Source organism: Olsenella sp. An290 (assembly GCF_002159535.1).
In the GTDB taxonomy this organism is placed as follows: domain Bacteria; phylum Actinomycetota; class Coriobacteriia; order Coriobacteriales; family Atopobiaceae; genus Thermophilibacter.
On sequence record NZ_NFIU01000011.1, the window covers coordinates 24617 to 38002 of the forward strand.

Here is a 13386-nt window from a genome sequence, read left to right on the forward strand (position 1 = left end):
GCGAGGTTCTTCTCGCTACCCGACGAGCGCCTTGGTGATGCTTGCCGCAGCGGTCTTGCCGGCGCCCATGGCCAGGATGACCGTGGCCGCACCGGTGACGATGTCGCCGCCTGCCCAGATGCGCGGGTCGGAGGTGCGGCCGTCCTCGTCGGCGATGATGTAGCCCCACTTGTTGAGCTTGATGTCGCCGATCATCTTGGCAAACGGGTTGGCGTTGGTGCCGATGGCGGAGATGGCCACGTCGCAGGGGATCTCCTCGATGGCGCCCTCGATGGGCACCGGGCGACGGCGGCCGGACTCGTCGGGCTCGCCGAGCTCCATCTTCTGCACGCGCACGGCGCAGACGCAGCCGTCCTCGCCCTTCACGAACTCGAGCGGGGCCACGAGCGGCATGACCTCGACGCCCTCGGCCTTGGCGTGGTGCAGCTCCGCACGACGGGCCGGCATCTCGGCCTCGGTGCGGCGGTAGGCGATGATGGCGCGCTCGGCGCCGAGGCGCTTGGCGGTGCGCACCGCGTCCATGGCAACGTTGCCGCCGCCAAAGACCACTACGTTCTTGCCGTGCTTGGTGGGGGTGTCGTACTCGGGGAACTTGTTCGCCTTCATGAGGTTCACGCGCGTGAGGTACTCGTTGGCGAAGAAGACGTTGGGGAGGTTCTCGCCGGGGACGTTGAGGAACTTGGGCAGGCCCGCGCCCGTGGCAATGTAGATGGCGTCGAAGCCCATCTCAAAGAGCTCCTCGGCGTCCGTGATGCGGCCCACGACCGAGTTGTACTCAAACTTGACGCCCAGCTCCTCCAGGCCGTCGATCTCACGCTTGACGACGGCCTTGGGCAGACGGAACTCGGGGATGCCGTAGACGAGCACGCCGCCGCCGGTGAAGAAGGCCTCGAAGACGGTGACGTCAAAGCCGTTCCTGGCCAGCTCGCCGGCGCAGGTGATGCCGGACGGGCCGGAGCCCACCACGGCGACCTTCTTGCCGTTCTTGGGGGCCATCTTGGGCTTGGAGGCAAGCTCGGGCATGTCGCCCAGGAAGCGCTCCAGCTGGCCGATGGCCACCGGCTCGCCCTTCTTGCCGCGGATGCACTTGCCCTCGCACTGGTTCTCCTGCGGGCACACGCGGCCGCAGATGGCGGGCAGCATCGAGTCCTCGCGGATGATGTCCAGTGCCTCGCCGAACTTCTCCTCGCGGATCTTCTCGATGAACTTGGGGATGTTGATGTTAACGGGGCAGCCGTCAACGCAGAACGGCTTCTTGCAGTCCATGCAGCGCTCGGCCTCGGCCAGCGCCATCTCCTTGGTGAAGCCCTTGTCAACGGGGCGGAAGTCGCAGGCGCGCTCGGCGGCCGGCTCCTCGTTGTCCGGCGTGCGCGGGGACTTCATGTCCGGAACAAAGCGACCGTTTACCTGTGGCATGCGCAGTTCGCCTCCTCGTAGGCCTTGAGGGACTGGCCCTCCTCGGTGAGATACGCGGCCTGACGCGCGCGCAGGTCGTTCCAGTCGACCTTGGTGGCGTCAAAGTCGGGGCCGTCGACGCAGGCGAACTTCGTCTTGCCGTCGACCTCGACGCGGCAGCAGCCGCACATGCCCGTGCCGTCGACCATGATGGGGTTGAGCGACGCGGTGATCGGCGTGTTGTACTTCTCGGCCGTGAGGGCGGAGAACTTCATCATGGGCACCGGGCCCACGCAGAAGACCTGGGTGACGGCCTTGGCCTCAAGCAGGCGCTCGAGCGGGGCGGTGACCACGCCCTTCTCGCCGTAGGAGCCGTCGTCGGTGGTGATGTGGATGTGGTCGTCCGGGAGGATCTCGCGGAACTGGTCCTCGAGGAGCAGGAGGTCCTTGGTGCGCGCGCCCATGATGGCGTGGACCTCGTGGCCGGTCTCCACCAGGTGGCGGGCAACCGGGAAGGCGATGGCCAGGCCAACGCCGCCGCCGATGACGGCGCAGGGGCCGTCGGCCATCTCGGTGGGCATGCCCAGCGGGCCGGTGACGTCCCTGATGGAGTCGCCCGCCTCGTAGGTGGACAGCATCTCCGTGGTCTTGCCGATCACCATGAAGATGAACTCGACCCAGCCCTCCTCGGCGTTCCAGCCCGCGAGCGTGAACGGGACGCGCTCGCCCGTCTCGTTGGCGCGCACCATCAGGAACTGGCCGGCGTGAGCGTGCTTGGCCATCTGCGGCGCCTCGATGCGGAACTTGAACACCTTCTCGGAGAACTGCGTCTTTTCGAGGATCTTGTACATTAACCGAACTCCTCTCCTGCATTCCCTCTCTTGGCGGCCCATAGGGGGGCCTGTCCAGCATTTCGATTGTACCCCAGGGCTCTGCGCGCCCTCTTTCAACTATCGATAAGAACGGCGAACGGAGGGCAGCGAGACGTGAGCCCGCGCCCCGCCCGCCGCGCCCTACAGCGTCTGCTCCACGAGGTCGGCCGCGCGCTGGACGGTGAGCTCGAAGTCCTCGAGGAAGCCCCCCTTGAGCTCGCGCAGCACGTAGTCTGCCACGGCCATGCGCCCGGGCGGGCGGCCGATGCCAAACTGCACACGCGCAAAGTCGCGGCTTCCGAGCTTGTCGGCGATGGAGCGCAGGCCGTTGTGCGCGTTGAGTCCGCCGCCAAGCTTGAGCTTGACCTCGCCGGCGGCCAGGTCCACCTCGTCGTGCACCACAAGGATCTCCTCGGGTCGGACGTGGTGGGCGCGGGCCAGCTTGGAGAGCGGGCCGCCGGAGGTGTTCATGTAGCTCATCGGCTTGGCAAGAAGGACCTCGCGCCGCTCGCCGTCCGCGCCGGTCGTGGCGATCGAGGCAACCTGGGCCCCGGCCTCGGACTTCCAGTAGCGGACGCCGTGGCGGGCGGCGAGCTCGTCGATGGTGGCAAAGCCGGCGTTGTGCCGCGTGCGGGCGTACTCGGCGTCGGGGTTGCCCAGGCCGCAGACAATGCGGACGGGCGCGGGACGCGGTGCTTGCTTGGCGGGCATGTGACTCCTTACGTGTGCGGGGCCGCCTGTGGGCGACCCCGCTTCGTGGTACGTGATGGCACGTGATGACGCGCTGCCGCCCGCGGAGCGCGGGCCGGTCATGGCAGGTTACCCCGTCACCCTTAGAGGTTGAGGTTGCCGCCAAAGATCTCGGAGACGGAGCGACGCATGTAGACGCTGTGGATGGCCTCGGCGAGCTCGTTGGCCACGGAGATGGTGCGAATCTTGGAGCCGGGGAGGTCGGCGGCGTCGCACGGGATGATGTCGGTGACGACGCACTCCTCGAGCGGCGCGTCCTGCAGGCGCTGGACGGCCTGGCCGGAGAAGATGCCGTGGGTGGCGGAGACGTAGATGTCGCCGGCGCCCATCTCCTTGAGCTTCTTGACGGAGTTGCAGAGGGTGCCCGCGGTGTCGATCATGTCGTCGTTGACGATGCAGGTCTTGCCCTCGATGTTGCCGATGATGCCCATGACCTCGGCCGCGTTGTGCTTGGGGCGGCTCTTGTGCGCAATGGCGACCTCGCAGCCCAGGTAGTCGGCGAGCTTCTTGGCGTGCTTGGCGCGGCCCATGTCCGGGGAGACCACGACGGTGTTGTCCCAGTCGAAGTCCTTGGCGCGGAAGTAGTCGCCGATGAGGTAGAGGGCGGTGAGGTGGGTCACGGGGATGTCAAAGAAGCCCTGGATCTGGCCCTGGTGCAGGTCGACGGTGATGACCTGGTCCACCCCGGCCGCCTCGAGGAGGTTGGCCACGAGGCGCGCGGTGATCGGCTCGCGCGCGGCGGCCTTGCGGTCCTGGCGCGCGTAGCAGTAGTGGGGGAGCACCGCGGTGAACTTGGAGACCGAGGCGCGCTTGGCGGCGTCGGCCACCACGAGCGTCTCCATGAGGAGGTCGTTCACGTTCTGGCCGGAGAGCGACTGGATGAAGAAGACGTCGTCGCCGCGCACGGACTCGTCAAAGCGCGCGTAGATCTCGCCGTTGGCGAACTTCTCGATCTTGAGGCCCTGGAGCTCGAGGTGCAGGATGTCCGCGATCTTCTCGGACAGCTCCGGGTTGCCGGTGCCGGTGTAGAGCTTGATCTCCTTCTTCAGCGGCATGGGCTCGCACAGGTTCTCGTACATCTAGGCCTCGCTTCTCTTGAGTCTCTCGAGACGCCTTGCGGCGTACCCCTCTACAATGCGCTGGTCGGCGCGCTCCAGGTAGAGCGCGTCGGCAGGGACGTCCTTGGTCACGCAGGAGCTTGCGCCCACGAGCGCGCCGTCGCCGATGGTCACGGGCGCGACCATCATGGTGTCGGAGCCCACGAACACGCCGTCGCCGATGACGGTGCGGTTCTTGTGGACGCCGTCGTAGTTGCAGGTGATGGAGCCGCCGCCAATGTTGACGCCCGCGCCCATCGTGCAGTCGCCGATGTAGGAGAGGTGCGGCACTTTGGAGCCCTCGCCGATCACGGAGTTCTTGATCTCCACGTGCGTGCCCACGTGGGCACCGGCCAGCACGTGCGCGCCGCCGCGCAGGTAGCAGCGCGGGCCGCAGGTGACGTCGTCCTCGATGGTGACGTCTGTGCACACGGTCTCCTCCAGGGAGACGTTGTCGCCCACGCGCGTGTCGGTGAGGCGCGTGTTGGGGCCGAGGACGCACTCCTCGCCCACCGTGGTGCTGCCCCAGAGCATGGTCATGGGAAGCAGGACCGTGTCTCGCCCAACGGTCACGTCCGGGCCCACCCAGACGGTCGTGGGATCGAGCATGGAGACGCCCTCGAGCATGAGGCGCTCGTTGATGCGCGCCTGCGCAAGGCGCGCGAGCTCCGCAAGCTGGGAGCGGTTGTTGGCGCCGAGGCCCTCCACGTAGTCCGCGCAGTGGACGATCGTGGTGGCGTGCCCGTGGGCGCGCAGAATCTCAACCATGTCGGGGAGGTAGTACTCGCCCTGGGCGTTGTCGTTGCCGATCTCTGCCACGTGCGCGGCCAGCAGGGCGCCGTCGAAGGCGTAGCAGCCGGCGTTGCACTCCAGGAGCTGCGCGTCCTGCTCGGGCGTGCAGTCCTTCTGCTCGACGATGCGCGCGACGGTGCCGTCCTCGGCGAGCTCGATGCGGCCGTAGCCGGTGGGGTCGGGCGGGGTCATCGTGAGGATGGAGGCGGCATGGCTGCCGTCCGCCACGGACTCCGCAAAGGCGCGGACGGTCTCGGGCTCGATGAGCGGCAGGTCGCCGTTCAGGATGACGACCGGTCCCTCGTCGATCCCCGTGGCGTCAAGCGCCACGCGAACGGCGTGCCCGGTCCCCAGGCGCTCGGCCTGCTCGACGAACTCGACGTTCTTCTCGTTGGCAAGATGGTCCCGCACCTCTTGGGCGCCGTTGCCCACCACGACCACGATGCGCTCCGCCCCTGCCTCGCGCGCGGCGCGCGTGACCCAGGAGACGAGCGGACGGTCGAGGAGCTTGTGCATTACCTTGGGGTGACGGGACTTCATGCGCGTTCCCTCGCCGGCGGCGAGGATGATCGCGGTCATGGGCATGGACAGCCTCCAAAGCGACGCGTGTGTCCCAACATTCTTTACCATCATACCGCAGGTCCGTCCGCCTGAAAGCCACTATGGGACACCGTGCGGGCCGACTACGCCGTTTCTTGATACAATGCTCGCGCACAGGGGTATCGTCCAATGGTTAGGACAGTGGTTTTTGGTGCCATCAATGTGGGTTCGAGTCCTACTACCCCTGCCAGCGCACAGAGGCGCCCCGGCGAGAAGAACCTCGTCCGGGGCGCGGTTGCCTGTTATGGAAACGCCACCTCGATTACGTTGCGGATAGGCTGCGCCGGGGCGCTTGCTGGTGGGACGTCATCAGGCAAGCTCCAGGCTCTCGAAGGCCGCGCAGATGGCGTCGAGGAGAATCACGGCAAAGGTCTGCGCGTCGCTGATCGTGAAGGCGGAGGTGCCCACGGGCAGCTCGATGCGCGCCGTCCGCGGAGCGGCGGCGGAGCTCTGGACCGCGGTGCGCAGGCGCAGCGCCAGGGTCTCAAAGTCGTCGAGCACGACGTTGCCCACGCCGGAGGCCACGTTCTCGGGCAGGGGGGAGGACGAGACCTCGATCACGGCGCGCGTCTCGGGGCTCGCGTCCGCGGCACTGTCCACGAGCTCGACGGCGCAGTCGTCCACGGTGGCGTGGGCGAGGTTCCAGATGCGGCCCGCGACGTTGCGGGAGATGGGGTCGTCCGCGGTGATGGCGATGTGGGCGTCCTCGAGCACGCTCGCCGCGCGCGCAAAGCCCATGCCGCCCTGCGGGTGGGGGCCCGCCGCGGGCTTGCCGCCCCAGACGTGCTTCAGGCGCTCGATGGCATCAAAGGTATCCGGGAAGGCCATGCCGTCGGCCAGGACCCCGATGCTCTCCTGGAAGAGCTTCACCGCGGCCTCCGTGTGGACGCCGTAGGTGCCGTCGGGCTCGCCGCAGGAGAAGCCCAGGATGTTGAGGCGCTCCTGGAGCTGGCGGACGTCGTTGCCGTGGAAGTTGGGGAGACGCAGGTAAAGGGTGCGGTCGCCAAGCTGGTAGCACTCGTCGACAAGGGTCGACCAGGTGGCGGTGTCCACGGCCTCGCCCAGGGAGAGCCCGTGGTCAAGGCGGAAGCGTGCCACGGCCGTGGCCGTGGAGCGGCCGAAGGTCCCGTTTGCGCGCTCCGTCTCGTCGATCTGGTAGCCGAGCGAGCCCAGGCGCTCCTGGATGTCCTCGACGGCGGCGCCGGCCGCCCCTTCCTGAATGGTTTCCATTGCCTCTCCTATACCGCGAGTGGGGTGGGGCGGGCCCTAGCCCGCACGCTCCACGAAGAAGTCTGCCATAGAGACGAGAAGGTCGCGGGCCTCAACCGTGATGTGACCCTGCTCGGCGAGCGCCCGGGCGCCCGCCTTGGCCTCGTCGGCCTTCTCGCGCGCGAGCGCACGGCACCGCTCGATGCCGCCGCCCGCCTCGATGAGCTCGACGGCGCGGTCGAGCCTCTCCGCATCCGCCGTCCGCATGGAGAGAAGGGCCACGAGCTCGTCTCGGTCCTTCTCGGCAAGGTGCTCGAGCGCCCACACGACGGCGAGCGTACGCTTGCCCTCGGTGATGTCCGAGCGAAAGTCCTTGCCCTGCGCCTCGGCGTTGCCGACCAGGTTGAGGAGGTCGTCCTGGAGCTGGAAGGCGATGCCCGCGGCAAGGCCCAGCTCGCGGAGGCCCCGCGCCGCCTCGGTGGAGCCGCCGCCCACGAGCGCGCCCACGAGAAGCGGCACCGCGGCGGAGTACCAGGCCGTCTTGCTCTCCACCATGTAGAGGTAGTCGTCCGAGGTGAGGTCCCAGCGGGCGTCGCGGACCCACCCCAGGTCAAGCGCCTGACCCTCGAGGGTGTGACGCTCCATCCGCACGAGCTCGCCCGCGGCGGCAAGGCGCCGCTCGGGGGAGAGCCGCTCGTCGGAGAGCACCACCTCGATGACCTGCGTGAGGGCAAGGTCGCCGGCGTTGATGGCCAGGCCCACGCCCTCGGTCCGGTAGAGGCAGGGCTCTCCGCGCCGAAGCTCGCCCTCGTCCGCGATGTCGTCGTGGACGAGGGCCGCGCTCTGGAAGAGCTCGACGGCCACGGCGCACGAGAGCGCGTCCTCGGCCGTGCCGCCCACGGCCTCGGCGCCCAGGAGCGCGAGGACGGGCCGCACGCGCTTGCCGCCGCTCGCGGTGAAGCGGGCGAGCGGGCCGTAGAGGTAGCGCTCGAGGTCGGCGGGCGCGCCCGTGCCGAGCGGGCGCGCCGCGGCCTCAGAGAGCGCACGCTCGACGAGCGGCAGGCGCGCGGCCAGGTAGTCGACGAAGGGCTCTGCCATGTTCTTCTCGCCTAGTTCTCGTAGCCGTTCGGGTTCTTGGACTGCCAGTTCCAGGAGTCGCGGCACATGTCCTCGATGTTGAACTTGGCCTCCCAGCCCATCTCGTTCTTTGCCTTGGAGCAGTCGGCGTAGTTGGCGGTGACGTCGCCGGGGCGGCGCGCCTCGATGACGTAGGGGATCTCGTGCCCGCAGGCGGCGGAGAACGCCTTGATGATCTCGAGGACCGAGGTGCCCTTGCCGGTTCCCAGGTTGAAGACCTCGACGCCGGTCTTGCCGTTCATCCACGCGAGCGCGGCCACGTGCCCCGTGGCCAGGTCGACCACGTGGATGTAGTCGCGCACGCCCGTGCCGTCGGGCGTGTCGTAGTCGTTGCCAAAGACGTGCACGGCCTCGCGCTTGCCGATGGCGGTCTGCGCGACGTAGGGCACGAGGTTGTTGGGGATGCCCTTGGGGTCCTCGCCCATGAGGCCCGAGGGGTGTGCGCCGATGGGGTTGAAGTAGCGCAGCAGCACGACGTCCCACTCGGGGTCGGCCGTGTGGAGGTCGGTGAGGATCTGCTCGATCATCCACTTGGTCCAGCCGTAGGGGTTGGTGGCCGGCTTCTTGGGGCTCTCCTCGGTGAGGGGCAGGGAGTCCGGGTCGCCGTAGACGGTGGCGGAGCTGGAGAAGATGATGGACTTGCAGCCGTGCTCGCGCATGACGTCCACGAGCGTGAGCGTGTTGCCGATGTTGTTGGAGTAGTACTCGATGGGCTTGGAGACGGACTCGCCGACGGCCTTGAAGCCGGCGAAGTGGATCACGCGGTCGGGGTGGTGGGCGTCGAAGATCTTGGTGAGGGCCTCGCGGTCGTTGACGTCGGCCTCGTAGAAGGTCATGCGGGACGCGGCCTCGTCGCCCACGATGGTCTTGATGCGGTCGAGCACCTTGACGGAGGCGTTGGAGAGGTCGTCCACGATGACGACCTGGTAGCCGCCGCTCAGCAGCTCGACGACCGTGTGGCTGCCGATGAAGCCCGCGCCGCCCGTGACGAGCACGCAGGTGTCCTGAGGTGCGATCTTCTCGCTCATGGAGGGTCCTTTCCCCGAGGCTTCGGCCGGGAGCCCCGACCATTTCGACCACCATTCAGTATACGTCGTGCGCCGGCGCTTGCGGGGGCGCGCGGCAAGGGGATGCGGGGCATTTTGCGGCAAGGGGCCGCGCGCGGGAGCCGTTGGGCGAAATGCGGGGCTCTCCTCGCGCCGGGCGTCGCAAAATGGCTAGACTTGCAGCTGTTGGTTCTTATCGCTGGGGCGCCGGCCGTGGCCGGCCGCGACCGGCGGCGTGAGATGGGAGCAGCCATGGCAGAGGACGCCAAGCAGTACGCGCTGGACAAGCACCGCGAGTGGCAGGGCAAGATCGAGGTGATCGCCCGCGCGCCGATCACCACGCCGGAGGAGCTGGCCGTGGCCTACACGCCGGGCGTCGCCGAGCCCTGCCTCAAGATCTCCGAGAACGTGGAGGACTCCTACACCTACACCCGTCGCGGCAACCTGGTGGCCGTGGTCACGGACGGCACCGCGGTGCTGGGCCTTGGTGACATCGGCCCCGAGGCGGGCATGCCGGTCATGGAGGGCAAGTGCGCCCTGTTCAAGACCTTCGCGGACGTGGACGCGTTCCCGCTGTGCGTGCGCTCCAAGGACGTGGACGAGATCGTGCGCACCGTGGAACTCATCGCCGGCTCCTTTGGCGGCATCAACCTCGAGGACATCTCCGCGCCGCGCTGCTTTGAGATCGAGCGCCGCCTCAAGGAGTCCTGCGACATCCCCGTCTTCCATGACGACCAGCACGGCACCGCCGTCGTGACCTGCGCCGCGCTCATCAACGCGTGCCGCCTCACCGGCCGCGACCTGGCCGACGTGCGCGTGGTCTTCTCCGGCGCCGGCGCCGCGGGCATCTCCATCGCCAAGCTCATGCAGCGCATGGGCGTGAAGGACGTCATCATCTGCGACCGCACGGGCGCCATCTACGAGGGCCGCGAGGGTCTGAACCCCGAGAAGGCCGAGATCGCCACGTGGACCAACCGCGAGGGCGTGAAGGGCAGCCTCGCCGACGCCGTGCGCGGCGCCGACGTCTTTGTGGGCGTGTCCGCGCCGGGCGTGCTCACTCAGGACATGGTCCGCACGATGGCGGCCGACCCGATCGTCTTTGCCTGCGCCAACCCCGTGCCGGAGATCATGCCGGACGAGGCGCTCGCCGCCGGTGCCGCCGTGGCCGCCACGGGCCGCTCCGACTTCCCCAACCAGATCAACAACGTGCTCGCGTTCCCGGGCATCTTCCGTGGCGCCCTCGACGTGCGCGCGTCCGACATCAACGACGACATGATGGAGGCCGCGGCCTACGCGATCGCCGGCCTCGTGGACGACGAGCACCGCGCCGCCGACCACATCATCCCCGGCGCCTTCGACGAGCGCGTGGCGCCCGCCGTCGCCGCTGCCGTGGCCGAGGCCGCCCGCAAGTCCGGCGTCGCCCGCATCTAGGTGCAAAGGGGACAGGCACCTTTGCACATTCCGCCGCCCCGACGTTCCTCCGAGAGGGGAGCGTCGGGGCGGCGTCGTGCTACTCGGCGAGCTCGGTGAGACAGAAGAGGCTGGGCGGGTTCGTGCGGAGCGCCTCGGCCCGCTCGGGCTCGGCCGATGCCATCTCCTCGAGGTGGCTGGCATAGATCTGGGCATAGCCCTCGCGAGTGGAGAAGGCGTAGCGCTTGGTCTGGGCGGAGCCGTCGGAAAAGTCTGCCGTCATGACGAGCGTCGCCCTCTCGAGCTCCGTCGCAAGCACTTCGAGCGCGCAGACGCTTCCCCGGTCGGAGAGCTCGGCCATCTGCCCCAGCTGGTCCTCGCTCGGCTCGTCCCCCGTGCTGATCGCGTCGTGCAGGTCCTGCATCTGGGCAAGCAGCCCTCGCATCTCGTCCCCGAGCGGGGCGTTCGCGTACACCCGGTAGTCAGAGCCCGTTGTGTCGGCCCTGACCTGCTCGTCGTAGGGGACCGTGTAGCTCTGGACGCTTCCTCCTGGCCAGTGGATCCAGATGCCCTGCCTCGAGGCGAGGCCGCTCTCCATGCGGAGCCCCTGCTCGGCGATGACGTTGTCGCCTTCGAGCGAGTAGGTGATCGTCCTTACGTTGGCTCCGGTGCACGTGAGGTCGAGGACCGTGTTCACCATAATAAACTCGCTCTCGGGCCCACCCGACCAGCCGAGCGTGCCGTTGAACAGCCGGCCAAGCGCCAGGTGCGTGTTGTCCTCCCCGCCTGTGCCCTCAGCGTAGGCGGTGAGCGCGAACCAGTTGCCCTCCTTGTCCGCCAGGCGGTTCATGAGGGCGCTCGCGCCAAGAAACGCCGCGACGCTTCCGGCCGCCACGGCGCCCGCGCGCACGAAGGTCCGCCTCGTGAGTACTCCTCCACGTAGTGGAGCAGCGCCACCGCGCGGAGCTTCTCGGGCAGGACCTGGAGCGCCTGCCAGACCGGGTCGGCGCGCAGCTCCGCGAGGGCCGCGTCCTCGGTGCCCGTGCCGGGCGCCGGCAGCTTGCGACCCACGTCATCCGCGCTCTCCACGCGGCGGCGCCACGGTGTGCGCCAGAGCTCGCGGCATCGGTTGACGGTCACGCGCAGGAGCCAGGCGCGCAGGTGCTCGTCGCTGGTGAACGCGGTGTCGTCCGTGAGCAGTCGGCAGAAGACGTCCTGGGCCACGTCCTGGGCGTCGGCCTCGGAGCGCGCCTGCGCAAGGGCGACGAGATAGACCGAGTTGCCGTGCGCGGCCATTGCGTGCCGCATGAACCTCTCGGTGCGCTTGATGCTCTTGTCGGTCACGCACCTCACCTCCTTGCCAACTACATGCGCCAGCGTCGCATAATGTTCCCTTGGGGCGGGTTCGTGCCGAGGGGGAGTGTGGTGGACGATCAGGAGTTCAGGGCGTGCGGGCGCAAGAAGCGCTACGAGACGCGCGTCGACGCTAAAAAGGCGGCGGAGAAGAGCTCGCGGCGCAAGGACGCGCCCAAGATCTTCGTCTACGAGTGCCCATACTGCGGCGGTTGGCACCTCACGCACCGCCGCCCGGGGCGCTGAGTCAAAGGTTGGGTACTTTTTCGGAGAGTCCCGAAGTACGACCGCTCTTGTGCCATTTTTCTACCTGCGAAAACTCGGGGCCCAAGTGTTCCGATACTCAGGGGGCGTCCAAAAAAGTACCCAACATATGCAAGTGGGCTACTCGACGCCCATGACGGTGCCGATGAACACCGGCGTCATCGTGGCGTAGTCAACAATGAGGTAGACAAAGGGACGATCGAGGATGACCTCCTTGACCTCGGGCGGCTCGCTGGGCGCCGTCGCACCGGTCTCCAGCTCAACGACCGTTGCCGCCGCGGCCCTTGTGCCCTCCTCGTTGACGTCAATGAACGTCTTGTGCAGCACGGCGCTTGCGTAGAGGGGGCCGTTGTCGGAGGTGCCCAGGCGCGTGAGGTCGGCGCGCTCCGGGTCAAAGACGTCCGTCACGCCAAGGGAGGCCAGCTCCTCAGAGAGCTCGTTGCCGTAGGTGACGCTGAACTGGGGAAGCCCCACGTCAGCGACGGTGTTGCCGCGCGGCCTGAGCAGCGCTTGGAGGCTGGCGCCATCGAGGCTCGCGAGCAGCTCGCTCACCGTGACGCCCTCGTTGGGCAGAAGGCCCACAAAGCCGTACTCGTAGCCCTCGTACGGACGAACAAAGCCCGTTGCCAGTTCGCCCTCAAGGTAGGACTGCTCCCTCGAGAGCATCATGTCGATGTCTTGCGTGGTCCCATCCTCGCAGGTAAAGGTGTCCGCCACAACACGCGCAGGGTCATAGGGGTCTTGCCACGGCGCCTCGAACGCAAGGGCGTTCACAAGGTAGAGCTGCGCCTCGTCGGGGATGTCCTCGACGATGCTCGGAATCATCCCGTGGGTGTGGTCGCTCACCCAGCCGTTGATGTCGTTCTTTGTGGTCTCGTCAAACGGCGCGGCATACGCCTGCGCCCCGAGGCTTGCGGCGCAGGCGTCAAGGTAGCCGTCGCTCACGTGCAGCCCGTCGGAGTCGCGCAGCCAGATCGAGTTGGCGAGCGAGAGCGGGGAATCGTCGAGCGCGGCGCGCAGCGCACGCGCCTGAAGCGCCTCGGTGAGCGTGTCCGCGCTCATGCCCGTTGCGGCCTCTATCTGGGCCAGCGTCTCGCCCGAGGCCCCGTTCTCGACCATCGAGAGCGCATAGAGCACGGAGAGCGGCGAGACGAGCGCGTTCTCGCTCGGCGCCTCCTCGGCGCAGGCGCGCAGCAGGTCAAGCGAGAAGTCATAGGCGGCCGGGTCGGCGGGTGCCAGCTCGAGCGACCCCTGCTCGGCGAGCGCCCGACCGGAGGTGGGCTCCGTTGCGGCGATGCTTGTCCCCTGGTGGCAGGCCGCCAGCGCAAGCGCCAGAAGCGGAGCGAGGGCAAGGGCAACGAGCGAGCGGCGTCTGCGGCACATAAGCGCCTCCTCTCGGACGGCTTTGCGACCTAGTGTGCCACAGCGGGCGGCATAACGCGCCGCCTTTCGGCGAGCGCC

At 68.1% G+C, this 13386-nt stretch carries 13 protein-coding genes and 1 tRNA gene; 3 read left to right on the forward strand and 11 right to left on the reverse strand.

Annotated features, from left to right (window positions below; all coding sequences use genetic code 11):
* Positions 1–15: 15 nt before the first annotated feature.
* The 5 genes from gltA to glmU form a co-directional block, all read right to left on the reverse strand.
* Positions 16–1416 carry an NADPH-dependent glutamate synthase gene (gltA, locus tag B5F84_RS07020; RefSeq protein WP_075577152.1) on the reverse strand — a complete coding sequence of 467 codons (1401 nt, stop codon included), beginning with the start codon at positions 1414–1416 and terminating at the stop codon, positions 16–18.
* Entirely contained in the window at positions 1404–2246 is an 843-nt protein-coding gene (locus tag B5F84_RS07025; protein ID WP_087322208.1) for a sulfide/dihydroorotate dehydrogenase-like FAD/NAD-binding protein, read from the reverse strand. Before B5F84_RS07025 ends, gltA begins: the two co-directional genes overlap by 13 nt.
* A 162-nt stretch (positions 2247–2408) precedes the next feature.
* Positions 2409–2978: an aminoacyl-tRNA hydrolase gene (gene pth, locus B5F84_RS07030; RefSeq protein WP_087322210.1), complete on the reverse strand. Its 570-nt coding sequence runs from the start codon at positions 2976–2978 to the stop codon at positions 2409–2411.
* A gap of 122 nt (positions 2979–3100) precedes the next feature.
* Positions 3101–4096, reverse strand: a complete 996-nt coding sequence (locus B5F84_RS07035) for a ribose-phosphate pyrophosphokinase (protein ID WP_087322213.1) — start codon at positions 4094–4096, stop codon at positions 3101–3103.
* Positions 4097–5491 carry a bifunctional UDP-N-acetylglucosamine diphosphorylase/glucosamine-1-phosphate N-acetyltransferase GlmU gene (glmU, locus tag B5F84_RS07040; RefSeq protein WP_087322215.1) on the reverse strand — a complete coding sequence of 465 codons (1395 nt, stop codon included), beginning with the start codon at positions 5489–5491 and terminating at the stop codon, positions 4097–4099. It abuts the gene before it with no gap.
* A gap of 130 nt (positions 5492–5621) precedes the next feature.
* Here glmU and B5F84_RS07045 point away from each other — a divergent pair.
* Positions 5622–5696: transfer RNA gene (locus tag B5F84_RS07045), tRNA-Gln, on the forward strand.
* 119 nt (positions 5697–5815) lie between these two features.
* Here the strand turns inward: B5F84_RS07045 and B5F84_RS07050 are convergent.
* From B5F84_RS07050 to galE, 3 genes are read right to left on the reverse strand one after another with little or no spacing between them, the layout of a single operon-like run.
* The gene (locus B5F84_RS07050; RefSeq protein WP_087322217.1) at positions 5816–6736 is read right to left on the reverse strand and encodes a peptidoglycan-binding protein; all 921 of its coding nucleotides are present in this window, start codon (positions 6734–6736) and stop codon (positions 5816–5818) included.
* 36 nt (positions 6737–6772) lie between these two features.
* Complete coding sequence (locus B5F84_RS07055; RefSeq protein WP_087322219.1) at positions 6773–7813, reverse strand: polyprenyl synthetase family protein; 1041 nt, start codon at positions 7811–7813, stop codon at positions 6773–6775.
* 11 nt (positions 7814–7824) lie between these two features.
* Positions 7825–8880 carry a UDP-glucose 4-epimerase GalE gene (galE, locus tag B5F84_RS07060; protein ID WP_087322221.1) on the reverse strand — a complete coding sequence of 352 codons (1056 nt, stop codon included), beginning with the start codon at positions 8878–8880 and terminating at the stop codon, positions 7825–7827.
* A 270-nt stretch (positions 8881–9150) separates the two neighbouring features.
* On the opposite strand from galE, the gene B5F84_RS07065 reads away from it, so the two are divergent.
* Positions 9151–10329: a malic enzyme-like NAD(P)-binding protein gene (locus B5F84_RS07065; protein ID WP_087322222.1), complete on the forward strand. Its 1179-nt coding sequence runs from the start codon at positions 9151–9153 to the stop codon at positions 10327–10329.
* Positions 10330–10408: 79 nt separating this feature from the next.
* Here B5F84_RS07065 and B5F84_RS09580 read toward each other — a convergent pair whose 3' ends face one another.
* Positions 10409–11218, reverse strand: coding sequence for a hypothetical protein (locus B5F84_RS09580; protein ID WP_087322224.1), 810 nt, complete (start codon positions 11216–11218; stop codon positions 10409–10411).
* On the reverse strand, positions 11155–11652 hold the full coding sequence (locus B5F84_RS07075) for an RNA polymerase sigma factor (protein WP_204205528.1): 498 nt from the start codon (positions 11650–11652) through the stop codon (positions 11155–11157). The genes B5F84_RS09580 and B5F84_RS07075 overlap by 64 nt, the downstream gene beginning before the upstream one ends.
* Positions 11653–11733: 81 nt before the next feature.
* On the opposite strand from B5F84_RS07075, the gene B5F84_RS09585 reads away from it, so the two are divergent.
* Positions 11734–11907, forward strand: coding sequence for a hypothetical protein (locus tag B5F84_RS09585; RefSeq protein WP_158094508.1), 174 nt, complete (start codon positions 11734–11736; stop codon positions 11905–11907).
* A gap of 138 nt (positions 11908–12045) precedes the next feature.
* Here the strand turns inward: B5F84_RS09585 and B5F84_RS07080 are convergent, their stop codons facing one another.
* Positions 12046–13308 (reverse strand): serpin family protein, encoded by a 1263-nt coding sequence (locus B5F84_RS07080; RefSeq protein WP_087322226.1) that lies wholly within the window; start codon positions 13306–13308, stop codon positions 12046–12048.
* Positions 13309–13386: the final 78 nt, after the last annotated feature.